Origin of the sequence: Brachybacterium sp. FME24, assembly GCF_014897705.1 — a bacterium.
In the GTDB taxonomy this organism is placed as follows: domain Bacteria; phylum Actinomycetota; class Actinomycetes; order Actinomycetales; family Dermabacteraceae; genus Brachybacterium.
The window spans coordinates 32,316-56,817 of sequence record NZ_JABUXV010000003.1 but is presented as its reverse complement, the minus strand read 5'-3'; the positions used below and the strand labels follow the sequence as shown (position 1 = coordinate 56,817).

The window sequence follows — 24,502 nt, the reverse complement described above, 5'->3', positions numbered from 1 at the left end:
GGCTCCTCGGGAGTGCTGAAGGCATGCGTCGAATTCTTCCTTGCCGCGGCGGGCTCCACCTACCATACTTACTGAACGAGAGTAAGTAGTGCAATCGACTCAGGAGGACGACGATGGCTGACAAGGGACTGGCTCTCTACGCCGTACGGGACGCGCTCGCGCAGGACCCGGATCGCACGCTGGAGCGGGTCGCGGAGATCGGCTTCACGGGGGTCGAGCCGTTCGGGCTGGGCAATCCGTCGCAGTATCGGGGGGAACGTGTCACTGCGGCGAAGATGCTGCGCCGCAGCATCGACCGTGCCGGCCTCGAGGTGAGTTCGGCGCACACCCGGTTCCCGGCGCCCTCGGAGATGGACTGGCTGCTGGAGGAACTGGCGATCGTGGGCGCTCCGGTCGCGATCGCGAGCATCCCGGAGCACGTGTTGGGCTTCGGTCGGGACGTGCTCACCGACCGGGACGGCGTGCGGAGGTTCGCCGAGGCCTTCGGACGTCTGGCACAGATGGCGGCCGAGCATGGGGTCCAGGTCGGCTATCACAACCATTGGTGGGACTGGCCCGAACTGGAGGACGGAACTCGAGGACTCGACCGGTTCTTCGAGGATCTTGACGCCTCGGTCGTCGCCGAGGTCGATCTCTACTGGGCGCACACCGCCGGTCGGGATCTCCCGTCCCTCCTGCGTCGTCTGGGGGAGCGTGTGCAGCTCGTGCACTTCAAGGACGGCCCCGGGTTGTCCGAGGATCCACTCGCTGATCAGGTCCCGCTCGGGTTGGGGAGCGCGGACCTCGAAGGCGCGGTGGCCGCATTGCCCCCGCAGCTCAGGTGGAATCTGGTCGAGCTCGACCGCACCTCGCTGGACCCTTTCGAGGTCGTCTCCGACGGCTACGCCTGGTTGGTGGCCCACGGTCTGTGAGCCGAGACCATTGCGGTCAAGGGCCGCACTAGTATCTTCCCGGACAGAGTGGTCTAGATGTCTAGATTTCGGGGGTGTTCTATTGTGATGAGTTGCCGGACGCGATATTCGTTAACGCATCGGCCACCCAAGACTCGAGTTGGATTTGTGCGGGGCCCAACATGACCATCTCGCTGACCTCTACCGCCTGGCGCCCGTCGATTGTCGTGGAAGCGTCGGTGCCGATCGCAGAAAACAGGACGATGCCGGAGTCCCCGTCGAAGTACTTCTCGGGAAGGCCGCTGACGTCGATCAAGATCGTGACCGACCCGCCAGATCCACGCACTGTTAGCAACACGAACCAGGCGATGGGTTTAACTTCTGGAGGCCCAACCAGCGGACCGATTTGCGATAGAGCAGTCATATCCCACGGGGACAGCACGATGGTCCGCAGAGAGCCACTTCGATTGATCGCCAGAGCCTCGACAGCGTGTGGCCGCTCCGACCACCGGTATAGGGCGTCGAAGGTCAGCGTGGTCGCACGGAGGCTGACGGACTCCTCCTCGGAGAGGCGATCCGCGTTACCGTCGAGTGCGGTCTGTGCGCGGTCCAGCAGTCGTCGCGCATCGGACTTGGCTGCCAAGACGGCATGCACCGCGAGGGTGATGTGTGTACGCACCTGATTCCCGGGGAGACCCTCGATCCGTTCGGGATCTGGGAGAAAGGGGAGGAGCGCCCCGATCGCTGCGGCGTGCTCGTGCCGATCACGAATGACGGCGCTGTAACCCTCGGTTGCACCGCTTACGAGGGCGCGGGACCACGCGGCGTGTGCACAGTCCACAGTGGCACTCGCGACGTGCGTATGGCCCGCACCCAGCGAGTCCGCGATGTTGGTGGCTAAGGCGAGGATCTTCGGAGCCGAGGGCGGGTCGCGGTGTGCGGCCAGCTCAGCGCGATGTGCTTGCATTTGCAGTTGGACGAGGAGGTCGGCCTCCTCCTCAAGGCAGGTCGCGATCAGGTTCTCTGCATCGTCGAGGCGGCGTTCCCGCAGCGCTATCTCTACCTGCTCGAGCGGATGCGACGGGAGGTCCACTGTGGCTCTTCGAATCGTCTTGAGAAGGTTGTCCCGCCGGCTCCGGAATTCTTCGTGGCGGATCGATCCGACGGCGATCTCTACGGAGCGAAGGAGCTCCTTCTCCTTCAGGCGCGTGAAGGTTCCCGGATTCGCCGTCAGTAGTCTGACGACGATCTCCGCCGCGTCGAGCGCGACGCTCGGGCTTCCTGCTCGGCAGGACATCATGATCAGCTGGACGTAGGTGAGCAGAGCCATGCTGGCGGCTGCGCGACGCGCGACTGGCGGAACGTCGTCATTCGCGGCGATCGTGTGGGCGAGGTCAACCTCCCACAGAAGCAGGGCTTCGGCCTCCTCATACTCTCCTCGCTCGTCGTGGAGAAGGGCAAGATTCCCGTGGAGCGTAAGCCCCGGAAGCGATGTGGGCCGGTTCCCATGATGGGTCTCGTCCAAGATTGCCGAGACGATCGGGCTGAGCGAAGCAGTGTCATGGAACTGGCGGTTATCGATGCTCGTGCGGAGGGCGACGTCGAGCACCTCCCAGGCGCGGATCTCCGAATCGTCGTCCGAGAGGGCTAGTTCCAGGGTGAGCCGACCGATGATGTCATTGACGACGAGGCGATCACGCCATTGTGGCCGAACGGGAGCCTCGAGCTGTTCTCGGCGCACTAGAGAGCTTTCGCGCAAGGCTGCGATGGCGGCGTCAATAGCTGTCGTCTGCGGTGGCGGTGGCGTGAGTGCCTGGGTCAACAGGTGAACGGGAACGCTCCGCGAGCCTAGGCGCGCGCAGGTGAGCAGAACGTTCCAGGCGAGGGGATCAGGCCCTGCTTGCACTGTGTCCAGGGCATCGATCACCGCAGCGACGACGGTGGCGGGGTAGCCGCTCGGCACGAGCTTGTCGTGGTCAAGGAGAACTTCGGAGAGGTGATCGAGATGGACGTGGATGTCGGTGATCGGGCGACCGGTCCGTGCGAGCCACGCGATGATCATTTCGATCGCCAGCGGCCACCCTGCGGTGGCGATGGTCAGCCGTTCCAGTGCCGCCTGGGCTCCTACAGCATCTATCGTCAGCGACTCGGGCCCGAGTCGTCTCGCAATCAGCGACTTGATCTCGGAGGCGCCCATTGCCGGAACCTCGATCGATTGTGCCGAGCTTGGGGGCCAGGTGGAATCTGTCGTGGTGATGAGTACATGTCCGAAGCCACGCGACGGCAGCCATCGCCGTATCACCTTCGACGATGAGGCATCGTCAAAGACGAGGAGCCAGGAGAGCGGGGTACGCCCAAGAAGGTCCAGGAAGGCAACGCGCACTTGCTGCAGGTCCCAGAGCAGCACATCGTCTCCGAATTCTGCAGAGAGCAGCTGGCGCACGGAGTCAGCAAGTGGCTCCTCGTCGGAGGCGGTAAGCCACAAGACCATTCCGTACCGTTCCTGGTGGAGGTCCGCCCACCCGGCGGCGGCGGAGGACTTGCCGGCACCTGAGAACCCGGTCAGGCACGCGTACCCGGGAGGGCCGGGAAGGGCTAGCGCAGACTCCGGCAAGGTACCGGAGAGCCAACTGAATACGTCCTCTCGGGGAACACGGTTCGTCGCCGGAATAGCCCAGTGCCTACCCCAAGGAACGACGCCGAGCAGGGAGGCGATCTGCTGTCCTGAGATATCGAGCAGCTCGGCCCACTCGGCCGACGTCATGACCCGTCGAGCGGTCGATCCTGAGGGGAATGGTATGGATCCCAGTTGAAAAAGCTTGGCCTCAAGCACGAATGAGAGATGTCGGATGCTTGTCGGATCTGTGGTGATGCCGCTTTGAAGGCGGCTATTGCGCAGTGCGGCGGCGATATCGGCCTCGACGTCTTCGATCTGCCGACCGTCGTGCTCCGCTGTGAGAGTCGGTCCCGATTTCCCCTCGGACGTTGAGCACTCTGCCTCAAGTTGAGCCCAATCTCCCTCTCGCCGTCGGTTGCTCTCTAGCACGACGACGTCCGCGCTCGGATTGCGGCGAGAGAGATGGTCGAGGATTTCGCGCGCGTCGCCGGGATAGAGACGGGTCGACGAGGTCGGCGCTGACGCCTTGACCTGCACAGCGCGAGTCAAGCGCTGGGAATGCCATTCCGCGTAATCGACCTTCTCATCGGTGGCTGACTCGATCTCCACCTCCCATGGTCCGGAGGGAGACGTCCGATGGAGCTCGAGAAGACGCTCAATAGTGCGGAGCATCTGATATCGGAACCCGAAGAGTGCGATGGGCCCACCGTTCACGAAAACCCCTTCCCTGCCGCATCGCCATCTGCCGAGCTCCTCGCTTCGACGTCGCCCATCTTTGCACCGCGAGCCGTCGTCGGCCAAGCGCGACGAAAGACTCGTGGTGGCCTTATACATCGGCATGGGACACGAGAGCTCGACGAATCGTAGGGCGATGCCGACCACTAACCGAAGGACGGGCACGCGGCGACCTTCTAAGAGGGAGCCCTTTCGAGGTGCTCGCCGAGGACCCGCTCTGGCCCTCGGACATCCTCGACGTAATCGGCTCCGCCACCCGGGTCGAACAAACGGTACGTGCGGTTTAGTTGCGCCTCAGCGCTTGTGGTATAGCGATCTGCGCTGGAAGCGCGGCTCCGAAGTGACGAAGATGCCGAGGTTGCGGAAGATGTCCTCGTCCACGGTGCCCAGGATCGTGGTGGTGTGCACGTCGCAGCCGGCGAGGCTGCGCAGCTCGTCCAGTGCGCGCCGCGCATGCGCATCGCCCGCGGCGGAGACCGACAGGGCGATCAGCACCTCATCGGTATGAAGGCGCGGGTTGCGCGAGCCCAGGTGGCCGGTCTTCAAGGTCTGGATCGGTTCGATCGCGGACGGCGAGAGCAGGTGGACGGTGTCGTCGAGACCGGCCAGATGCTTCAGGGCGTTCAGCAGCATGGCCGCGGAGCAGCCCAGCAGCGGTGAGGTCTTGCCGGTGATGATGGTGCCGTCGGCCAGCTGGAGCGCCGAGCCGGGCTCGCCGGTGCGTTCCTCGATCGCGAGCGCCGGGCCGACCACGGCGCGGTCCTCTACGCGACAGCCTGCCTTCGACATCACCATCGCCACGCGCTGGGAGACGACGTCGTCATGGTCGTTGATCCGCTCGTCCACCGCGGCCTTGTAGTAGCGGCGGATGATCTCCTGGCGAGCGGCTTCCCGGCACACGTCGTCATCGACGATGCAGCGGCCGGCCATGTTCACGCCCATGTCGGTGGGGGAGGCATAGGGGGAGGCGCCGGTCAGCTTCTCCAGCAGCGTGCGCAGCAGCGGGAACACTTCGACGTCCCGGTTGTAGCTGGTGACCTGTTCCCCGTACGCGCTGAGGTGGAACGGGTCGATGAGGTTGATGTCGTCGAGATCTGCCGTGGCGGATTCATATGCGAGGTTCACCGGGTGCTCCAGCGGCAGGTTCCAGATCGGGAAGGTCTCGAACTTCGCGTACCCCGAACGGATCCCGCGCGCGTGGTCGTGGTAGATCTGCGAGAGGCAGGTGGCGAGCTTGCCGGAGCCCGGTCCCGGGGCGGTGACCACGATCAGATCCCGCTCGGTCTGCGAGTACTCGTTCGCGCCCAGACCCTGCTCGGAGACGATCCGGGCGGTGTCCTGCGGGTAGCCGGGGATCACGCCGTGGCGAGCCACCTTCAGGCCCAGCCGCTGCAGGCGCTCCGCGAAGGCGCGTGCGACGTGGTTGGTGTCCTCGAGTTGGGTGAGCACCACGTTCTCGACCAGGAATCCGTGCTCGCGGAACACGTCGATCAGGCGCAGCACATCGTCCTCGTAGGTGATGCCCAGATCGGCGCGGACCTTCTGCCGCTCGAGGTCCTTGGCGTTCAGGCACACCAGGATCTCCAGCTCGTCCTTGAGCCGTTCGAGCATCGCGATCTTGTTGTCCGGGGTGAATCCGGGCAGCACACGGGAGGCGTGGTGGTCGTCGAAGAGCTTCCCGCCCATCTCCAGGTAGAGCTTGCCGCCGATCTGCTCGCGGCGCTCCTGGATGTGGCGCGACTGGAGCTCGATGTACTGCTCCGGGTCGAAGCCGACGACCCCTCCTCCGCGGGCCCCCGAGGAGGGGGCGGTGGTCGAGGCGGGGGAGCGGGTATCCGAGTCGGTCACTCCGGCACGCTAGCACCGACGGCAGCGGAACCGTCGATGTCTGGACGAACCTCGCCGTCGGTGTGGAGGAGATCGCAGGCCAGGTCGGGTGAAGCGGGTGACGGAAGAGTCGTGGCCGATGACGTCCTGGCCGCCGATCTCGCAGAGCCGCATACAGCGGGCCGCCTCGCTCCGGTGCTCTCCCGACGGGCTTGCACTTCGCGCCGGTGATACGAATCGATGACATTCGGAGGGAGATTGCGCAGTGACGTGCGACCTGCGCGAACGGCTCGGATGATGGTCGGCCCGATCGCCTGCCGCTAGCGCCGCAGGAGGGGCGAGCCCTTGCTTCCCTGCAGAACCTGGGCCATGATGGCTCGCGACGCCGCGAGCGGCCCGCACCATCGCCGGTGCGCGGAGATCGCGTCGAACACCACCGACCACCCTGACGCCACCGTCGATGACAGCTCACCGGATCGATACGTATCGACACGGACGGGCAGACCAGAGGAAGCAGGACGACGATGCCTACGACCCCGATGCCGGACCGCCCCGTGGTGGACGCCGGTCGCCGCACCCCACCGGAGCCGAATCAAAGCCTGACGCGACGCGCCCTCGGTCTCGGGGCCCTGGCCGCACCCGGCCTCCTGGCTCTGGCGAGCTGCGGCAGCTCCGGGTCCACCGGCGGGCCGAACGCGATTCGGGTCGTGGACTACTACAACACCCCGGCCGATGACGTCGCGATCAACGGGACCTTCACGAAGTGCGCCGAGGAGCTGGGCCTGACGTTCTCGCGCGAGCGGGTCCCCGGCGACCAGCTGATCGCGAAGGTCCTGCAGATGGGCTCCTCCAAGACGCTTCCGGATCTGCTGATGCTGGACAACCCCAACGTCCAGCAGGTCGCCGCCTCCGGGGCGCTGGCGCCGCTGGAGCAGTACGGGATCACCACCGACGGCCTCACCCCGGCGGTCGCGGACCTCGGCATGCACGACGGCACCCTCTACGGCATCGCCCCCACCGTGAACACCATCGCCCTGTTCTACAACGTGGCGATGCTCGAGGAGGCGGGCGTGACGCCGCCGACCACCTGGGACGAGCTGCGCGCGGCCGCCGAGGCGCTGACCACGCCGGACCGCTACGGCTTCGCCTTCTCCGCGATCGCCAGCTACGAAGGGACCTGGCAGTTCATGCCGTTCATGTGGTCCAACGGAGGAGAGGAGACCGACCTCTCCGGTGAGGGCGTCCTCGGCGCCAGCCAGCTGTGGTCGGACTTCGTGAGCGCGGGGCTCACCTCCCGCTCCGTCGTGAACTGGGGTCAGGGCGATGTCATGGACCAGTTCAAAGCCGGCAACGCCGCCATGGTGATCAACGGCCCCTGGAACATCGCCGGCCTCGAAGCAGACACCCCCGATCTCGACTGGGACGTGGTCACCATCCCCGTGCCCACGCCCGGAGGGGAGTCCGTGGCCCCGCTGGGCGGAGAGGTCTGGACCGTCCCGGTGACCGGAGACGAGGAGAAGCAGGCCAAGGCGGCCGCGCTGCTGAAGGCCTTCGTCGCCCCCGAGAACCAGCTGTTCATGGCCGCCGAGCGCTCCACCATTCCCGGAGACGCCGAGGCCGCCATCCAGTTCGCGAGCGAGAACCCGGACCTGGGCACTTTCGTCGAGCAGGTCTCCACCGCCCGATCCCGCACCGCGCAGCTCGGCCCCGACTGGCCGCGCACCGCGAAAGCGATCTACACCGCCAACCAGCGCGTCCTCGTGGACGACACCGACCCGGCCGAGGCGTTCGACGAAGCCGCCAAGACCGTCCGCTGAGCGAGAGAGACGACATGACCACCACCCAGCCCGCCGCCACCCGGACCGGGATCCCGGCCCTGCCGCCGACCCGCCGTCGTCGACGCCTCACCGGCGACCTCCTGGTCCGCTACGCCTTCATCGCCCCGGCCGCGCTCTACATGATCGCCTTCTTCGGATACCCGATCCTCAAGAACGTCGTGATGAGCTTCCAGGCCTACGATTTCGCGACCTTCTTCAACGGCAAGGCGCCGTTCGTGGGATTCGCCAACTACACCGCCACCTTCTCGGACCCGATCTTCCTGCGGGCCCTCGGCAACACCGGATTGTTCACGATCGGGTCGATCATCGGGCAGTTCGTGATCGGCATGGGCCTGGCGCTGTACTTCCGCAAGAAGTTCCCGCTGTCCGGCTTCCTGCGCTCCCTGCTCCTGCTGCCGTGGCTGCTGCCGATGATCGTCTCGGCCGCCGTGTGGCGCTGGATCCTCGAGCAGGACAACGGCGCCCTGAACCAGTTCCTGGCAGGCATCGGACTGATCTCCGATCCGATCCCATGGTTGAACAGCTCAGACACCGCCCTGATCGCCGTGATCATGGTGAACATCTGGCTGGGGATCCCCTTCAACGTGGTGCTGCTGTACAGCGGCCTGCAGTCCATTCCCGACGAGCTCTACGAGGCCGGCCAGCTCGACGGCGCCACCGGCTGGAAGTCGTTCTGGAACATCACGCTGCCGATGCTCCGGCCGGTGGTCTCGGTGGTGCTGCTGCTGGGGGTGATCTACACGATCAAGGTCCTGGATCTCATCATCGGACTGACCGGCGGCGGCCCCGCCAACGCCACCCAGACCCTCGCCACCCGCAGCTACGAGATGTCGTTCGTCGAGTTCGACTTCGGGCAGGGCGCCGCACTGAGCAACGTCCTGATCCTGATCGCCCTGGCCTTCAGCCTCGTCTACCTGCGCGCCAACGCCCGCGCCGCGAAGAACGGATGACCCGATGAGCACCGCCACCCACGCCGCCCCCGCCCTGCTGGGCGCTCCCCGCCGCACGCGCACGGGCCGCTCCTGGATCCACACCGTGATCGGCATCGTCCTGGTCGCCATCATGCTGTTCCCGGTCTACTGGATGCTCAACGCCTCGCTCGCCCCGGCGGGCAACAGCCTGAACACCCAGTGGCTGCCCCTGAACCCCGACTTCTCCGGCTACTCCCGCGCCATCGCCGACCAGGGGCAGAACCTCATCACGTCCCTGATCGTCGCCGTCGGCGCGTGCCTGCTGTCGATCACGATCGCCGCACCCTGCGCCTACGCGCTCGCCCAGTTCAAGATCAAGGGCACCGCCGCACTGCTCTTCCTGGTGCTCATCAGCCAGATGATCCCCGGCATCGTCATCGCCAACGCGCTGTACACCGTGTACACGCCGCTGGGGCTGATCAACTCGATCCCCGGACTGATCCTGGCCGACGCCTCCCAGGGGATCCCCTTCGCGATCCTCATCATGCGCGCCTACCTGGAAACCTTCGAGACCTCCATCGTCGAAGCGGCCCGCGTGGACGGCGCCGGCCACGTGCGGGCCTTCTGGTCGATCGTGCTGCCGGTCTCGAAGAACTCGTTGATCACCGCCGGGATCTTCTCGTTCCTGTTCGCCTGGAGCGACTTCCTCATGGCGCTGACCCTCACCACCGGGGAGACGATCCGCCCGGTGACACTGGGCCTGTACACCTACATCGGCACCAACGACACCGACTGGAGCGCCGTGATGTCCACCGCGGTGCTCTCCTCGCTGCCCGCGGTGGTCCTCATGATCGTCGCCCAGAAGTACGTCGCCGCCGGCGCCACCGGCGGAGCCGTCAAATGACCCGCGGGCGCCAGACGCCCGGCACCCAGACCCCCGGCCCGCAGACCTCCGTCAGCCGGAATCCGCTCGACCAGCACGTCCCCGAAAGGACCTCCACCATGACCAGCACCACCACCGCGGCACCGCTGCGCGTCACCGTCTGGGGCGAGAACCGCCACGAGCAGCGCGACCAGCGCGTGCGCGACCTCTACCCCGACGGCATGCACGCCGCGATCCGTGACGGCATCGTCGAGAACCTCGGCGAGAACGTCACCACCCGTTTCGCCCTGCTCGATGATCCCGAGCACGGACTGAGCGAAGAGGTCCTCGCCCAGACCGACGTCCTCACCTGGTGGGGCCACATGGCCCACGACGAGGTCTCCGACGAGGTCGCCGAGCGCGTCCAGAAGCACGTGCTGGCCGGGATGGGCCTGATCGTGCTGCACTCCGGCCACTGGTCCAAGCCCTTCACCCGCCTCATGGGCACCACCTGCACGCTGCGCTGGCGCAATGAGGCGGATCGCGAACTGGTGTGGACCGTGAATCCCTCCCACCCCATCGCCGAGGGAGTCCCGCACCCGATCGTGATCCCCGAGCAGGAGATGTACGGCGAGCACTTCGACATCCCCGTGCCCGACGAACTGGTCTTCGTCTCCTCCTTCAGCGGGGGAGAGATCTTCCGCTCGGGCTGCACCTTCCGCCGCGGCAAGGGCAAGATCTTCTACTTCAGCCCCGGCGACCAGGACTACCCGGTCTACCTGCACACCGACGTGCGCCGCGTGATCGCCAACGGTGTGCAGTGGGCGCGGCCCGCCGTCGCCGACCGCGAGGTTCCGTTCCTGGACCGCTACGAGACGAACTGGTTCGTCACCGGTGCTACCGGGCAGGGCGTGGGGGACGCGGCCGCAGCGGGCAAGAGCGCATGAACGTCGCTCCGCAGAATCCGCAGACGCTGCACACTCCCCGGGCCCCGCAGAACCAGCCGGGCCCCCTGAAGGTCGTCGTGATCGGCGCCGGCGGCATGGGCCGGGCCTGGATCGCCACCGTGCTGCGCAGCGCCGACGCGCAGCTGGTCGGTGTGGTCGACGTGATCGACGGCGCCGCCGCCCGTGCGGTCGACGACGTCGTCCCCGAGGCGCAGCGCCCCGAGATCGTCACCGGCACGGACACCGTCGTCGTCGCGCAGCGCGCGGGGGCCGACGCCGTCATCGACGTCACCATCCCCGCCGCCCACCACGCGGTCACGGCCGATGCCCTGCACGCCGGGTTCCCGGTGCTGGGGGAGAAGCCCTGCGCGGCCACCCTCGCCGAGGCCGTCTCGCTCGCCGGGCACGCGGAGACCACCGGGAAGCTGTTCATGGTCTCCCAGTCCCGTCGCAACAACCCGCACCTGCACGAGACCCGGCGCCTGGCCGACTCCCTCGGTGGCGCCGGCATCATCGACACCCGCTTCTACAAGGCGCCCCGCTTCGGCGGGTTCCGCGACGAGATGGAGCATCCGCTCATCGTGGACATGGCCATCCACGCCTTCGATGCCGGGCGCGTGCTGCTGGACGGCAATCCCGTCTCGGTCACCGCCACGTCGTACAACCCCACCTGGAGCTGGTACGCGGGGGACGCGGCGGCGACCGTCGCGATCACCTATGACACCGGCGCCGTGCACACGTTCTCCGGGTCCTGGTGCGCCCCGGGTCGCGAGACCAGCTGGAACGGGGACTGGTCGCTCAGCTGCGCGGGCGGCTCGGTGCAGTGGGACGGGGAGACGCCGCCGACAGCTCAGCCCGAGGGTGGTGACGACGTGGTCGGACGCGATCCCGCTGCGACGGAGCTGTGGGAGCTCGACAGCTCCCTCGCCCAGTTCTGCGCTGCGCTGCGCACCGGCAGTGCGCCGGATTCTCACGTCCACGCCAACGTCTGGACCCAGGCGATCGTCGAGGCCGCGGTGCGCTCCGCGGACACCGGCCGACGCGTGACCCTGGCGGAGGTGCTCGATGAGGCCCTTGCCACCGGGCGGGAGTTGGATGTGACCGATGGGCGCAGCCAGGCGCTCGCCTCGTGGAAGACTGGGATCTCGGGGCTGACCATCGCATAAGCGGCTTCGGGAAGGGGGAGGGAGCTGTGACCGTGAGGAAGAAGTCGCCGACGAGTCAGGACGTCGCCCGCCTGGCGGGTGTCTCGCAGTCCACCGTGAGCTATGTGCTCACCGGCTCTCGCCCCATCTCCGAGTCCACTCGCACGCGTGTCGAGGACGCGATCGACAAGCTCGGCTACCATCCCAACTCCGGGGCCCGCACCCTGCGCTCCCAGCGCAGCGGCGTGATCGGCCTGATGGTCCCCGAGGCTGACGCCGACGACGGTGTGCTGATGGTGTTCATCGGCGCCATCGCCCGCGAGGCCCAGCGCTTCGGCTATGACATCCTCCTGGTCACCGCCCAGGAGGGCGCCCGCGGCATCCACAGGGTCGTGCGCACCGGGGTGTGCGAGGCGCTGATCCTCATGGAGCTGGGTCGGCACGACGAGCGCGTCGCGCCGGTGATCGACTCCGGACTGCCCTTCGTGACCATCGGCAAGCCCGACGAGTTCCCCCAGGGCTCCGTCGTGGATCTCGACTTCGAGATGCTCGGGCAGATGGTGGTGGAAAGAGCGCTGGAGGAGCAGTGCGATCATCTGCTGCTGTTCGGTGCCCCCGACCGCAAGCGCCATCGCAATGATGTCTCCCGGTTCCTGGCCGGGGTCGAGGACGGCGCGGACGAGGCAGAGCTTGACGTGGTGCTCGACGGCGGGCCGCTCGCCGACGTCCCCGATCAGGCGCTGCGCCTCACCCTGCCGAGCCAGCGCACCGCCCTGTTCGGCATCACCGGAGTGCGGCAGGCGCTGTTCGCCATGGCCGCCACCGGGGCGCTCGTCGACGAGTCACGCCTGCTGATCGCGCTCAGCGGGGAGGACCTGGTGGACGTCAGCCCGCTGCTGGCCAGCGTGCCGCAGATCGATCCCCGCAGGGTCGAGATCAGTGAACTGGCCGTGCAGGAGCTGGTGCGCCTGCTGCGCGTGGACGGCGCGGGACCACGGATCACACTGGTCGAGCCGCGATGGGTCGAAGGCTGAGCACGTCGTGAGGAGAGATCCGTGCCCAGCAGGTATCGATCTTCCTGGGGGAATCGTGAAAGACTTCTGAGGAGATTCGAGCACTCCTCTTCTCGAGTCGCACAATTCCCTACGTACGGATTCCCCCTGAGGTGCCCGAGACCGCAGTTTCGGCCCCTTCCCTCGCCTCCCGCCTGGCCGCCGAGGCTCTCGGCACGTTCTGGCTCGTCTTCGGTGGCTGCGGCGCGGCCCTGTTCGCCGCGGGATTCCTGAACGCCGACGGAACCCATCTCGGCATCGGTTTCCTCGGTGTCGCCCTCGCCTTCGGCCTGACCGTGGTCACCGGCGCCTACGCCGTCGGTCACATCTCCGGCGGCCATTTCAACCCCGCTGTCACGCTCGGCGTGTTCCTCGCCGGCCGCCTCGAGGCCAAGGCGATCGCCCCGTACATCGGCACCCAGATCGTCGCCGGCCTCGTCGCCGCCGTGGCTCTGTTCGTGATCGCGAGCGGCCAGAGCGACTTCGCGATCGACTCCTCCGCAGCGGGATCCTTCGCGACCAACGGCTACGGGGATCTCTCGCCCGGCGGCTATAACCTGCTGTCGGCCCTGCTCATCGAGGTCATTCTGACCGCGGTGTTCCTGTGGGTGATCCTCGGAGTGACCGACGGGCGCGCCCCCGTCGGCTTCGCTCCGCTCGCGATCGGCCTGGCGCTGACGCTGATCCACCTCATCTCCATCCCCGTGACGAACACGTCGGTGAACCCGGCCCGCTCCATCGCGGTCGCAGTGTTCAACCCGGCGGCCCTCGCTCAGGTGTGGCTGTTCATCGTGGCCCCGCTGATCGGTGCCGCCATCGCAGGCCTCACCTACAAGATCCTGTTCACCGAGAAGCACTGAGCAGTTCCCCGGCCGCCCCGCATCGGGGCGTGCTGCGCGCCGTCCGAGGATCCTTCGGGCGGCGCGCTCTGGTGCGGGGTGCACGGCCGCGATCCCTCCGCCGGCCGAGAGTGCGGGGACCGTGCGGGCGAGAGATGTGACGAAGCATGACCCACCATCAGGTCATCTTTGCGCTGTCAGCGAGCAGGACGATCTACGTCCTGATCCGTCTGCCGTCGCGCGCAGGTGACGTTCCTTCGCAGTTCACAGCGACCGGGGGAGCCCCGAGGACGGGGCCGTCCGCGAATTTTCGCGGGTTCACCATGGCGTCGCCGTGACCCCGAACACACCGCTGACCAGCAAAGTTCGACTTGGGGCACGCATAAGATGTCTGTATGTCTCACGACCTCAGCCCTGTCGATGCCCACCAGATCCTCGCCGCGATCCTCACAGAGGCCCCGGACGCACCCGAGGTGCTCTCGGCGCTGCGTCCCGAGGTCCTCGCCCCCACCCGCGAGGCCTACGACGCGCTGTACCGGCACGCGCAGCCCCTTCCCGCACCGGTGCTGCATGCGTTTGCCGCGATCACGGCGGACTGGCAGGGGAGTCGCCCCCTCGCCGACTGGCACCGTGCCCAGGGTGCCGATGCACAGATCGCCGCCGCCGATCCGGTCGCCGCGGATCTCCACGGTCTCGATGCCGCCGCCCTGAACGCCCTGCGCGACCACGTCGACCTGCTGTCGATCTCCCCGGCGCTGACCACTCGCGAGGACCAGGACCGTCTCACCGCCGCCGGCATCACCTCGCCGGTCGCCGTCCTGATCAGCCAGCTCGTCTCCTACGAGAGCTACCTCCAGCGTCTCCTCGTCGGCCTCGCCGCCCTGCAGGGGACCGACGTCCCGTCGGCCGACGCCCCCACCCGCGCCCCGCTCACCCGGGGTCGGACCGCCGAGCACGGTGGCGCCACGATCACCGGCCGCACCCGCCCGTCGGCCTTCACCCGCGAGATGCTCCAGTGGGAGCCGTGGGTGACCGTTCCTGCCGAGGACGAACTCACCGAGGAGCAGCGCGCCTCGTTCGCCTCCAAGGCCAGCACCAACAGCGTCTACTTCCGCATGCTGTCGCAGACGCCCGGCATCACCACGGCCCGCAGCGCGCTGGACAACGCGATCTTCCTGCCCCGGGACGGCCTGCCCAAGGCCGAGCGGGAGCTCGCGGCCGCCGCAGCCAGCAAGGTCAACGACTGCATCTACTGCGCCTCCGTGCACGCCCGCAAATCCGCCGGGTTCTCCAAGCGCGAGAGCGATGTCGACATCCTGCTCGCCGTTGCTCTCGACCGCAACGAGGACTGGGTCTCCGCGAACCTCGCCCCGCTGGCCGAGGAGCAGAACCCGCGCTGGGCCGCGGTGATCACGACCGCCGCGGAGCTGTCCCGCCCGCGCCCGCAGTTGGGCAGCGCCACTCTCACGAGCCTGCGTGCGCTCGAGCTGAGCGATGCGGAGATCGCGGACCTCCTGACCGCCGCGGCCTTCTTCGCCTGGGCGAACCGCCTCATGCTCAGCCTCGGGGAGCCCTCGCTGCCCGAGGCCGATCGCGCCGCCGCCTGAACCCCGTCTCCTCCCGCCCCAACCTCACCACCCATCGAGGACCCATGACTCCTGTACTTCGCCGCCGCACCCTGCTCGGCGCCGCCGTCGCCACCCTGCCCGTCCTGGGGCTCGCCGCCTGCGGCGAGGTCACCGTGGAGGGGGAGACGGGCGCCGAGGCGACCGGTTCGATCACCGTCGTCGATGACCAGGATCGCGAGGTCGTCCTGCCCCGCGCCGCGACGCGCGCCGTGGTCGTGAACAGCTACGCCAACGAGTTCGTGCGCGCCATCGGCGCGGGCGACACGGTCGTGGGCGTGGATCGGGCCTCCCTGGACCGTCTGCCGTACCTCCCCCTGGAGGAGAGCGAGGTCATCGCCGAGGGCCTGGACCAGTTGAACTACGAGGCCATCGCTCAGCTCGAACCAGACGTGGTCATCGTGCCGCGCAACGCGGTCTGGCAGGAGGCCGTCGAGCAGCTCGAACCCTTCGGCATCCCGATGATCGTGGCCACCGCCTGGGACACCGAGGTCGTCGACGAGACCATCACCCTGCTCGGGAAGGTCTTCGGCGCCGAGGACGCAGCCCGGACCGTGCTCGACTTCCGCGCCGAGATCTCCGGTCTCCTCGAGGAGCGCCTGGCCGGCGTCGAGCCCGTCCCGGTGTACTTCGAGACCGTCGAGCCGTACCTGACCACGTTGCCCGGGTCCGGTTTCCACGCCATGATCCTGGCCGGCGGCGGCAGCAACATCTTCGACGACGCCTCCGGCGGCGACGCCCAGGAGGAGCTCACGGTCGACCCCAGCGAGGTCGTGCTGCGCGATCCTCAGTTCATCGTCCACGAGTTCGAGCCCTCCGCCGAGCCCGTCGACCGTTTCGAGGACCTCCGCGCCGATCTCGCCGCCCGCCCCGGCTGGAGCGACATGACCGCCCTGACGGAGGGCAACGTCGCGATCGCCAACGGCTGGGCCACCAGCGCGCTCGGGAAGTCCCTCGGCGCTCTCTACCTCGGCTCCTGGCTGCACCCGGCCGAGCTGGACGGCGTGGACCCCGACGAGTACCTCACCCGCTGGGTCACCGAGTTCCAGGACACCGAGCTGTCCGATCCTGCCGACTTCATCCAGGGACCGCTCTCATGACCGCCACCCTCGAGCAGCGCACCGGGGCCGCCGCGCCCGGGCCCGAGAGCTCCGGTGCACGGACCGCGCGCAGCCACGAGCTGCGCAAGCGCATCTTCCTCGCCGTCGGCCTCGTGATCTCCGCGCTCGCGCTGATCGTCTCGGTCACCATCGGCACCGCCGGGGTCGGCATCGCCGATGTGGTCCGCTCGATCCAGGTGAGCATCTTCGGCGGCACCATCAGTGCGGACTTCTCCTCGACCTACGCGGTGATCACCCAGCTGCGCCTGCCGCGGGTGCTGCTCGCCTTCGCCGCGGGCGCAGCCCTGTCCGTCTCCGGCGTGCTCATGCAGGGCCTGCTGCGCAACCCCCTGGTGAGCCCCTTCACCCTGGGGGTCTCCCCGGCGGCCGCCTTCGGTGCGGCGCTGGTGATCACCCTGGCGGGCACCAACCAGCTCCCCACCTGGGCCACCATCGCCGGGGCGATGATCATGTCGCTCGCGGTCTCCGCTCTCGTGCTCGGCATCGCCACCGCCCGCCGGATGGCGGTCGCGACGCTGCTGCTGCTCGGCATCGCGATGACCCAGATCTTCGAGGCACTCACCTCGGCGCTGCAGTTCACCGCCAACGAGAACACGCTGCAGGCGATCATCCGCTGGACCTTCGGCTCCGTCAACGACGCCACCTGGCAGGACGTGATCATCGTCGGAGTGGTGGCGCTCATCGCCATCCCGATCACGCTGTGGTTCTCCAAGGACCTCAACGCGATCGCCTTCGCCGGCGACGACGCGGCCCGCAGCTTCGGCGTGAACGTGGGCCCGCTGCGGGTGGGCCTGATCGCCCTGTCCGTCACGCTGGCCGCGGTCGTGGTCAGCTTCTGCGGGATCATCGGGTTCGTCGGACTGGTCGGCCCCCACATCGCGCGCCTCGCGATCGGCGCGGATCACCGCCACCTGCTGCCCTTCGCGGCACTCTCCGGCGGGCTGCTGCTGCTGGTCGCCGACGCCGTGGGCCGCACCGTGATCGCCCCGGCGGTCGTGCCCGTCGGCATCGTGGTCGCCTTCATCGGCGGCCCCGTGTTCATCTACCTCATCCTCACGCGAAGGAACACCCTGAAGTGAGCCTCACCGTCGACCACCTCTCCTTCTCCTACGGCAAGCGGCAGATCCTCGAGGACATCTCCTTCGAGGTCGCCCAGGGCACCTTCTGCGCGCTGCTGGGACCCAACGGCTCCGGCAAGTCCACCCTCGTCAAGGCGATCGCCGGGGTCCACCGCGCCCGAGCTGGCCGCGTCACCGTCGAGGGGCAGGACACCGCGACGCTGGGTCGTCGCGAGCTCGCCAAGGTGGTCGGCTACGTGCCGCAGGCCGGCGACGCCCCCTTCGACCTCACGGTGCGCGAGGCCATCATGCTGGGGCGTACCCCGCACTTCGGGCTCGCCCCCGGGGCGCAGGACCGCGCGACGGTGGAGGACGCGATCGTGCGCATGGGCCTGGAGGATCTTGCCGAGCGCAGCATGTCCGAGCTCTCCGGTGGGCAGGCGCAGCGCGCGCTGATCGCCCGGGCGCTGGCCCAGGAGACCCGCGTGCTGCTGCTGGACGAACCCACCAGCGCGCTCGACCTGCGCTACCAGATCGAGACCCTGCAGCTGGTCCGCCAGATCACGCGCGAGGAGGGCATCAGCGCCCTGATCGCGATCCACGACCTCAACCATGCCGCCCGCTATTGCGACCAGGTGATCGTGCTGCACGGCGGCCATCTCACCGCCGACGGCGCCCCCGCCCAGGCGCTGCAGGCTCACACCCTGCGCACCGTCTACGAGGTGGACGTCGAGGTCGCGACCCGTGATGACGCGGTCGAGGTGCGTCCTCGCGTCGATGCACACGGCTTCACCCGCACCGGGGCGCGACTGGACGAGCTCGACGCCGACGGCCACGTCCGCGAAGCCGACCTCGCGCCTGAGCTCGCAGCACCGGTCAGCGCACGATGACCAACGGCTCGATGCCCGACCTCGCGAGGACTGACTTCGACGCGATCGTGGTCGGCGGCGGACCCCGCGGCGTCGCCACCGTGCTGCGCACCGCCGCCCGCGTCGCCGCCGGTGGGGGAGCGCCGGTGCGGATGGCCGTGATCGACGCGCTGGCCGTGGGCTCGGGGGCGACCTGGCTGATCGACCAGAGCGAGCATTACCTCAACAACACGCAGTCCGACGCCACCACCATCCACCCCGACGACTCCACCCCGATGAGCGGCCCCGCCGATCCCGGTCCGGACCTCGTCCAGTGGGCCCAGATGGTCACCGCCTCCGGGGGTCACCCGCGGGGGCAGTGGGTGCTCGAGGAGGCCCGGCAACTGGTCGGCGCCACCTTCCCCACCCGCCGTCTGCAGGGCGTCTACTTCCGCGACCAGCTCGACGCTGCGATCGCCTCCGGGCACGTCGTGGTCCAGGAGTTCGAGGGACTCGTGGTGGATCTGGAGCGCGCCGGAGAACTGGCCGTGGTGGTGCTCGCCGACGGGCAGCGTCTGGGCGCCCCCACCGTGGTGCTCGCCCAGGGAATGGTTCAGGCGCGCCGTACTCCCGACGTGGACGCGCTGGTCGGGTCCGCCTCTCGGTGGGGTCTTCGCTACGTCGAACCCGGCATGCCCGCCGAAAGGGACTACACCGCGCTGCCGGCGGGGGAGCCCGTGCTGGTGCGCGGCCTCGGCGCGAACTTCTTCGACGTGATCGGTCAGCTCGCCGCCGAATGGGGCGGGCAGGTGGTGCCCGTCGACGGCGACCCCACCGGGCGTCTGCGTTATCTGCCCAGCGGCCGGGAGCCACGGCTCGTGGCCGGGTCCCGGCGCGGGGTTCCCTACCGCTCCAAGCCTGATGGCGGCCGCGCCGTGCGTCCCTTCACCGCCCGCTGGGCCACGGCAGGCTGGTTCGGTGAACTCGCGGAGCGCTCCGACGTGGACTTCGCTGCCGAGGTGTGGCCGCTGCTCGCCCGGGAGTTCGCCCGCGTGTACCTCGAGGCCCTCGTCGAGTGCGCCCCCGACGCCGTCACCGGGCAATGGAGGGCGGCACTGGACGAGGCGACCACGCAGGACGAGGTCGACGCAGTGCTCGAGGCCGCGATCGGTGATCCCCGCTGGACCTGGACCCTGGAGGAGCTGCACCGCCCCACCGTCGGAGAGCCGATCCCCGGTCAGGCGTGGGACGCGATGGTCGAGCGCCTGATCGAGGACGAGCTCGGCTCGCTGTCGGACCCTTCCCACCACCCGCGCGCGGCCGTCAACGGCGCCATGGGTGCCCTGCGCAAGCAGGTCGGTCGCCTCACCCGGCTCGGAGCCTTCCACGGCGAGTCCTTCGCCCGCGACGTGCTGGGCTGGTTCGACGGCGACTCCCTGGCACTGGCCTCCGGCCCGCCGGCGGACCGGGTGCGCCTGGTCCTGGCCCTGCTCGACGCCGGAGTCATTTCGCTGCTCGGTCCGGGCTGCGCGGTCGAAGTCGACGAGGAGCAGGGCGTCTTCCGCATGGCGTCGCCGCTGACCGGCCGGGTCGCCACCGCGCGCGTGCTGCTGGAGACCCGCATGTCCAAGGGTCGGATCCCGCAGACCGATGATCCGCTGCTGCAGTCCCTGCTGCGCGACGGCCGCGCCCGCATCCACACCGTCGACGGTGTTCGGACCCAGAGCCTCGAGGCCACCGGAGCGGAGATCAGCGAGAGCGCCGTACCCGGCCACAACCTCATCGCGGCCGACGGCACGGTCGACCCCGCGGTGGTCGTGCTCGGAATCCCCGCCGCGAGCACGCAGCCGGGCAGCGCGATCGGTGCCACCCCCGGCTTGCCCTCTCCACTGCTGGCCGGGGCGGACGTGGCCGCGAAGCAGATCATGGCGCGGGTGCGGGCTGCGGTCGCCGCGACCAGCTGAGCTCCGGACATCCGGTCTCCAACCACCTCCACGACTCCCGCGAAGGGGCGGGCCGCTTCGCGAAGAGCCTCAGGCGTCGGCGCGCAGCCCGGCCCCGTATCCCTCGTCCGGGTCCGCGACGGCGACGGCGAGGGTGGTATCGGACTGCCCGTAGTAGGCGAACCACTTTCCGCGGAACTTCACGAGACCCTCCACGAAGGTCACGTTGGAGACCAATCCGTGGGTGTCTTCGAAGGTCTGCGGGCGCAGCCACGGTTCCTGGAGGCGGGCGAGGACCATGGTGGGGTTCGCGGGGTCGATGACGATCTGGCCGCAGCGGTAGTCCACCTCTCGGGTGCCGTCCTCCAGGTCGCGGCGGGTGGCTCCGTTGATGAGCATCAGGAGGAGGCCGTTGTCGGTCAGCACGGGCGAGGTGCCGATCTCCACGAGCGCTTCGTCCCAGGTGCCTGCGGTCGGGGAGTACATGGGCTCCTCGTCGGTGGTGCCCGGGGTCCAGTGGATCAGGTCGTCACTGGTGGCCCAGTAGATCCCGCCCTCTCCGAAGTACATCCACCACTGGCCGTCGATCCGCTGGGGGACGATCACGCCGGCCTTGGACCAGTTGAAGCCTCGCGGATTCATGGTCTTGAAGGTGTCGAAGTCGTCGAACAGAGGGCCGTGCTTGGTCCACGTGCGCAGATCCGCTGAGGTGGCCAGGCAGAGCTGGGCGGAGCGCCGGTCCCACCCGGTGTAGGTGAGGTAGTAGGTGCCCTCGATGAACGCGATGCGCGGGTCCTCGCAACCGAAGCGCTCGTAGTCGTGCTCGGGGGAGAGGATCGGGGCGTCCTCGCGCTCGAAGTGGTAGCCGTCGTCGCTGAAGGCGATGCCGACGTGGGAGATGATGTCCTCCGCGTGCGCCCGGTACAGCAGCACCACCTGGTCGCCGACGACGAGGGCCGCCGGGTTGTACAGGTTGGAGGATTCCCAGGAATCGCCCTTGGGGCGCAGGATCGGGTTGTTCTCGTACGGGGTGAACGGGCCCAGCGGGAAGCGGGCGTCGCCGAAGAGGCTGGCGGTGGTCATGAGGTTCCTTTGCGAGATGGGTCGGGAAGGGCAGGTCAGGGGTGTGACGCGGGAAGCGGGGCTCGGTCGGGGCGGGCGGTCACCCCTTCACACCGGCGCCGATGTCGGAGGCCGTGAAGTACTTCTGGAACAGGCAGAACAGGAGCACGACCGGAAGCGCCAGGGCGCAGGCTCCGGCGAGGATCGCACCATTGGGGTTGGCGACGGTCTGGGCGATGTTGGAGATGTAGTTCGCCAGCGCCACTGCCAGAGGTTGCATCGAGGCGTCCTTCGTGATGAGGAAGGGCCACAGGAACTCGTTCCACGGGCCGATGAAGGTGATCAGCACAACCGTGGCGATCGCCGGGCGCACCAGCGGGATCGCGATGGACCAGAGCACGCGCAGCTCACCGGCGCCGTCGATCCTGGCCGCCTCGAACATCTCCTCCGGCAGTGCCAGGAAGAACTGCCGGAAGATGAACACCGCGGTGGTGTTGATGAAGAACGGCAGGATCATCCCGGCGTAGGTGTCGCCGAGCCCATAGGAGCCCGCGACCTGCACGTACAGGGGGATCATCAGCAGTTGGAAGGGAACCATCTGCACGCCGAGCATCACCACGAAGAGCACGCCGCGACCGCGCCAGTGCAGGCGCGAGAGGGCGTATCCGGCAGCGAGGCCGAAGGTCAGGGTGCCCAGCAGGACCCCGGCGGTGAACACCACCGAGTTCAGCAGTGCCCGCAGCAGCGGGAGCCGTTCATTGATGTTGGCGAAGTTCTCCAGGGTCCAGCCGCCGGTGGGGAACATGCCGGCCGGGGTGGTGGTCGGGTTCTCCTGCAGGGCACCGACGATCATGAAGTAGAAGGGGAAGATGAACACTAGCGCCGCGAGCGCGAGGAGCACATACAGGGCGATACGAGTACGGGTGCGGGTCGTCATATCAGCTCTCCTTCGTCAGGCGGGTCGAGGCCAGCGACAGCGCACCGACGAGGATCACGAGCAGCACACCGATCGCGGAGGCCACGTCCGGGTTCCCCTGCTGGATGCCCTTCTGGTAGATCATGAGCACGGGTGAGGTGGAGGCGCCGTCGGGGCCTCCGCCGCTCGTGAGCAGGTAGGGCTCGGTGAAGAGATTCGCGCCGGTGATGATCGAGAGGATCAGCACGAGCATCGTCGTCGCGCGCAGGCTCGGAACGGTGATGTGGCGGAAGCGATGGACGATGCCGGCGCCGTCGGTCGAGGCGGATTCGTACAACTCCTTCGGCACGTTCTGCAGCGCTGCGAGGTACAGCAGGATGTAGAACCCCAGCTGCTTCCAGGTCACGTACAGAGCGATCGACGGCATCGCGAGCGCGTCGTTGACCAGCCAGGACGGATCCGGAGCGAGCGGCCCGAGGATGGTGTTGACCAGACCGCTCTGCGAGAACAGCAGCATCCACACGCCGATCAGGGACACGCTCGCGGTCACGTAGGGCACGTAGAACGCGATGCGAAAGGCCGCCGCCCACCGCGTGACCGCGTTCAGGGCCGAGGCGAACACCATCGAGAGGATCACCGTGAGGGGCACATTGATCACGAGGAACACGGCGATGTTGCGGAAGGACTCCAGCACTCGGGGGTCGGTGAGTGCGGTGCGGTAGTTCTCCAGCCCCACGAAGGGGTGGTCGATGTGCATGCCGGGGGCGGTGAACACGTAGTCGAAGAACGAGATGTAGACGGCGTAGATCAGCGGGTACGCCATCACCGTGGCGAGGAAGATGATGTACGGCAGGGCGAGGCCGAGACCGAAGGGCTGCTTGCCGAGCAGGCGGCGCAGCGGACCGGGCGGGGCCTGGAGGCGCGGGGTGGTATCGGTGATGGTCATCGTGCTCCCTCCTGGACCAACGAGTCGATCTGTTCGGCGGCATCGTGCAGGCCCTCCGCGACGGTCTTCTTCCCGAAGATCGCGGAGGCGGAGAACTCGTCGCGAAATCGCTGCCAGATCTCGATGGCCCCGGACAGATAGGGGACGTCGGCGACGCGGTCGGCTTGGTCGGCGAAACTCGAGTAGTCGGGGTTCTCGGCGAAATAGTCGGGGTAGGTGTGCAGCAGATCGGTGCGCAGCGGCATCTGACCGGACAGCTCGAGCAGCTTTCCGTCCGCTTCCTCGCTCGTGGCGTACTTCAGGAACTCCCAGGCCGTCAGCCGGTTCCGGCTCGAGCTGAACATCGCGACGTTCTTCGCGTCGGAGAAGGTGATGGTCTCCTCGGGCGCGATGCCGTCGGCGCTGGGAACCGGCATGAAGCCGTAGTCGAGCTGGTCCTTGTAGGTGGCGATCGCCCAAGGGCCGGCGAGCTGCATGGCGGTGGTGCCCATAGTCATAGCGTCGTCCGTGGACTCCTCCTTCGGGGCGAGCCCCTCCTCGTACAGCGCCCGCCAGAGCTCGGCGACTGCCAGACCGTCGGAGGAGTCGAAGGTGGTCGCGCCGTCCTCTACCAGCAGGGTGCCGCGGGTCTGGGCAAGGTACATCGGGTAGAAGTCGAACCACGGCTGGTAGAAGTCACTGGTCGGGGCGGGCCAGAGGGCCGAGTGCGAAGCGCCCGAGCCGACGATCTGCCGCGCCCCCTCGAGGAACGACTCGAAGGTGTCCATCCCGGGGGAACCGGGGTCGATGCCCGCGGCGTCAAAGATCTCCTTGTTGAACATGACCATGACGGGGTTCGACTTCCAGGGCAGCTGGTAGTAGCCGCCCTCGCCGTCGTCCTCCGCGTAGTTGCGGGCCCGCTCGCCAGTGCGCTGTTCGATGTGCTCGCGACCGCCCTCGAAGGTGGTCAGGTCCACCAGGCCGCCGGCGCGCACCCAGTCGGGCAGCGCGGCGGGGGACGCGTTGAAGACTAGATCCGCGGTGGTGCCGGCCACGATCGCGGCGGAGATCGCCTCCTCGGAGCTGGCCCCGGCCGGGACCTCCTGCAAGGTGACCTGCTCATCGGGATGCTCCGCGTTCCAGGCGGCCGTGACCGCCTCGCCCCAGGCGAGCTCCTGCTCGTTGTTGGAGACCCAGATCCGGATGGGGCCGCGGGAGGTCGCCGCCTGCGTGGCGTCGACCGCACTGCGTGAGCAGGCGCCGACGGCGAGGGCGAGAGGAAGTGCGAGGGTGGTGGCTCCGAGAGCGCGCCGGGTGAGGGTCATCGTCGATCTCCTCGGT

19 protein-coding genes are annotated in these 24,502 nt (G+C 68.2%); 13 read left to right on the top strand and 6 right to left on the bottom strand.

Features of this window, described 5'->3' with window-relative positions:
- Window positions 1-113 precede the first annotated feature (113 nt).
- Window positions 114-911, top strand: coding sequence for a sugar phosphate isomerase/epimerase (locus INT51_RS03885; RefSeq protein ID WP_193103900.1), 798 nt, complete (start codon window positions 114-116; stop codon window positions 909-911).
- A 79-nt stretch (window positions 912-990) separates the two neighbouring features.
- On the opposite strand, the gene INT51_RS03880 is transcribed toward INT51_RS03885, so the two are convergent.
- Both INT51_RS03880 and INT51_RS03875 read right to left on the bottom strand, forming a co-directional pair.
- Window positions 991-4,116, bottom strand: a complete 3,126-nt coding sequence (locus INT51_RS03880; RefSeq protein WP_193103899.1) for a hypothetical protein — start codon at window positions 4,114-4,116, stop codon at window positions 991-993.
- Window positions 4,117-4,536: 420 nt separating this feature from the next.
- Window positions 4,537-6,090, bottom strand: a complete 1,554-nt coding sequence (locus INT51_RS03875; RefSeq protein WP_193103898.1) for a DUF1846 domain-containing protein — start codon at window positions 6,088-6,090, stop codon at window positions 4,537-4,539.
- Between the two features lie 503 nt (window positions 6,091-6,593).
- Between INT51_RS03875 and INT51_RS03870 the strand changes: the two genes are divergently transcribed.
- The 12 genes from INT51_RS03870 to INT51_RS03815 all read left to right on the top strand — a co-directional run bounded on the left by INT51_RS03870 (window position 6,594) and on the right by INT51_RS03815 (window position 20,279).
- Window positions 6,594-7,886 (top strand): extracellular solute-binding protein, encoded by a 1,293-nt coding sequence (locus tag INT51_RS03870; RefSeq protein WP_226831941.1) that lies wholly within the window; start codon window positions 6,594-6,596, stop codon window positions 7,884-7,886.
- Window positions 7,887-7,900: 14 nt separating this feature from the next.
- A complete protein-coding gene (locus tag INT51_RS03865) occupies window positions 7,901-8,857 on the top strand; it encodes a carbohydrate ABC transporter permease (protein WP_193103897.1) in 957 nt (318 codons plus the stop codon).
- 4 nt (window positions 8,858-8,861) lie between these two features.
- A complete protein-coding gene (locus tag INT51_RS03860) occupies window positions 8,862-9,722 on the top strand; it encodes a carbohydrate ABC transporter permease (RefSeq protein WP_193103896.1) in 861 nt (286 codons plus the stop codon).
- Window positions 9,723-9,820: 98 nt separating this feature from the next.
- Entirely contained in the window at window positions 9,821-10,627 is an 807-nt protein-coding gene (locus tag INT51_RS03855; RefSeq protein ID WP_193103895.1) for a ThuA domain-containing protein, read from the top strand.
- Window positions 10,624-11,793, top strand: a complete 1,170-nt coding sequence (locus INT51_RS03850; RefSeq protein WP_193103894.1) for a Gfo/Idh/MocA family protein — start codon at window positions 10,624-10,626, stop codon at window positions 11,791-11,793. Before INT51_RS03855 ends, INT51_RS03850 begins: the two co-directional genes overlap by 4 nt.
- Window positions 11,794-11,825: 32 nt before the next feature.
- On the top strand, window positions 11,826-12,806 hold the full coding sequence (locus tag INT51_RS03845) for a LacI family DNA-binding transcriptional regulator (RefSeq protein ID WP_193103893.1): 981 nt from the start codon (window positions 11,826-11,828) through the stop codon (window positions 12,804-12,806).
- 131 nt (window positions 12,807-12,937) lie between these two features.
- Entirely contained in the window at window positions 12,938-13,684 is a 747-nt protein-coding gene (aqpZ, locus tag INT51_RS03840; RefSeq protein ID WP_193103892.1) for an aquaporin Z, read from the top strand.
- 374 nt (window positions 13,685-14,058) lie between these two features.
- Entirely contained in the window at window positions 14,059-15,270 is a 1,212-nt protein-coding gene (locus INT51_RS03835) for a peroxidase-related enzyme (protein WP_193103891.1), read from the top strand.
- 44 nt (window positions 15,271-15,314) lie between these two features.
- On the top strand, window positions 15,315-16,388 hold the full coding sequence (locus INT51_RS03830; RefSeq protein WP_193103890.1) for an ABC transporter substrate-binding protein: 1,074 nt from the start codon (window positions 15,315-15,317) through the stop codon (window positions 16,386-16,388).
- Window positions 16,385-17,488 (top strand): iron ABC transporter permease, encoded by a 1,104-nt coding sequence (locus INT51_RS03825; protein WP_193103889.1) that lies wholly within the window; start codon window positions 16,385-16,387, stop codon window positions 17,486-17,488. Before INT51_RS03830 ends, INT51_RS03825 begins: the two co-directional genes overlap by 4 nt.
- A complete protein-coding gene (locus INT51_RS03820) occupies window positions 17,485-18,357 on the top strand; it encodes an ABC transporter ATP-binding protein (protein WP_193103888.1) in 873 nt (290 codons plus the stop codon). Before INT51_RS03825 ends, INT51_RS03820 begins: the two co-directional genes overlap by 4 nt.
- Window positions 18,354-20,279: an FAD/NAD(P)-binding protein gene (locus INT51_RS03815; protein ID WP_226831940.1), complete on the top strand. Its 1,926-nt coding sequence runs from the start codon at window positions 18,354-18,356 to the stop codon at window positions 20,277-20,279. The genes INT51_RS03820 and INT51_RS03815 overlap by 4 nt, the downstream gene beginning before the upstream one ends.
- Window positions 20,280-20,348: 69 nt before the next feature.
- On the opposite strand, the gene INT51_RS03810 is transcribed toward INT51_RS03815, so the two are convergent.
- The 4 genes from INT51_RS03810 to INT51_RS03795 all read right to left on the bottom strand — a co-directional run bounded on the left by INT51_RS03810 (window position 20,349) and on the right by INT51_RS03795 (window position 24,486).
- Window positions 20,349-21,341: a glycoside hydrolase family 130 protein gene (locus INT51_RS03810; RefSeq protein WP_193103887.1), complete on the bottom strand. Its 993-nt coding sequence runs from the start codon at window positions 21,339-21,341 to the stop codon at window positions 20,349-20,351.
- Window positions 21,342-21,420: 79 nt separating this feature from the next.
- Window positions 21,421-22,257: a carbohydrate ABC transporter permease gene (locus INT51_RS03805; protein WP_193103886.1), complete on the bottom strand. Its 837-nt coding sequence runs from the start codon at window positions 22,255-22,257 to the stop codon at window positions 21,421-21,423.
- A gap of 1 nt (window position 22,258) precedes the next feature.
- Window positions 22,259-23,182, bottom strand: a complete 924-nt coding sequence (locus tag INT51_RS03800) for a carbohydrate ABC transporter permease (RefSeq protein WP_193103885.1) — start codon at window positions 23,180-23,182, stop codon at window positions 22,259-22,261.
- Window positions 23,179-24,486: an extracellular solute-binding protein gene (locus INT51_RS03795; protein WP_193103884.1), complete on the bottom strand. Its 1,308-nt coding sequence runs from the start codon at window positions 24,484-24,486 to the stop codon at window positions 23,179-23,181. The genes INT51_RS03800 and INT51_RS03795 overlap by 4 nt, the downstream gene beginning before the upstream one ends.
- Between the last annotated feature and the right edge of the window lie 16 nt (window positions 24,487-24,502).

What these genes read in the sequence shown, in the direction of transcription:
- INT51_RS03795 (WP_193103884.1), bottom strand. Translation starts at nt 24,486, where the DNA reads ATGACCCTCACCCGGCGCGCTCTCGGAGCCACCACCCTCGCACTTCCT.
- INT51_RS03830 (WP_193103890.1), top strand. Translation starts at nt 15,315, where the DNA reads ATGACTCCTGTACTTCGCCGCCGCACCCTGCTCGGCGCCGCCGTCGCC.
- INT51_RS03835 (WP_193103891.1), top strand. Translation starts at nt 14,059, where the DNA reads ATGTCTCACGACCTCAGCCCTGTCGATGCCCACCAGATCCTCGCCGCG.
- INT51_RS03810 (WP_193103887.1), bottom strand. Translation starts at nt 21,341, where the DNA reads ATGACCACCGCCAGCCTCTTCGGCGACGCCCGCTTCCCGCTGGGCCCG.
- INT51_RS03850 (WP_193103894.1), top strand. Translation starts at nt 10,624, where the DNA reads ATGAACGTCGCTCCGCAGAATCCGCAGACGCTGCACACTCCCCGGGCC.
- INT51_RS03800 (WP_193103885.1), bottom strand. Translation starts at nt 23,182, where the DNA reads ATGACCATCACCGATACCACCCCGCGCCTCCAGGCCCCGCCCGGTCCG.
- INT51_RS03865 (WP_193103897.1), top strand. Translation starts at nt 7,901, where the DNA reads ATGACCACCACCCAGCCCGCCGCCACCCGGACCGGGATCCCGGCCCTG.
- INT51_RS03860 (WP_193103896.1), top strand. Translation starts at nt 8,862, where the DNA reads ATGAGCACCGCCACCCACGCCGCCCCCGCCCTGCTGGGCGCTCCCCGC.
- INT51_RS03815 (WP_226831940.1), top strand. Translation starts at nt 18,354, where the DNA reads ATGACCAACGGCTCGATGCCCGACCTCGCGAGGACTGACTTCGACGCG.
- INT51_RS03870 (WP_226831941.1), top strand. Translation starts at nt 6,594, where the DNA reads ATGCCTACGACCCCGATGCCGGACCGCCCCGTGGTGGACGCCGGTCGC.
- INT51_RS03855 (WP_193103895.1), top strand. Translation starts at nt 9,821, where the DNA reads ATGACCAGCACCACCACCGCGGCACCGCTGCGCGTCACCGTCTGGGGC.
- INT51_RS03805 (WP_193103886.1), bottom strand. Translation starts at nt 22,257, where the DNA reads ATGACGACCCGCACCCGTACTCGTATCGCCCTGTATGTGCTCCTCGCG.
- INT51_RS03825 (WP_193103889.1), top strand. Translation starts at nt 16,385, where the DNA reads ATGACCGCCACCCTCGAGCAGCGCACCGGGGCCGCCGCGCCCGGGCCC.
- INT51_RS03885 (WP_193103900.1), top strand. Translation starts at nt 114, where the DNA reads ATGGCTGACAAGGGACTGGCTCTCTACGCCGTACGGGACGCGCTCGCG.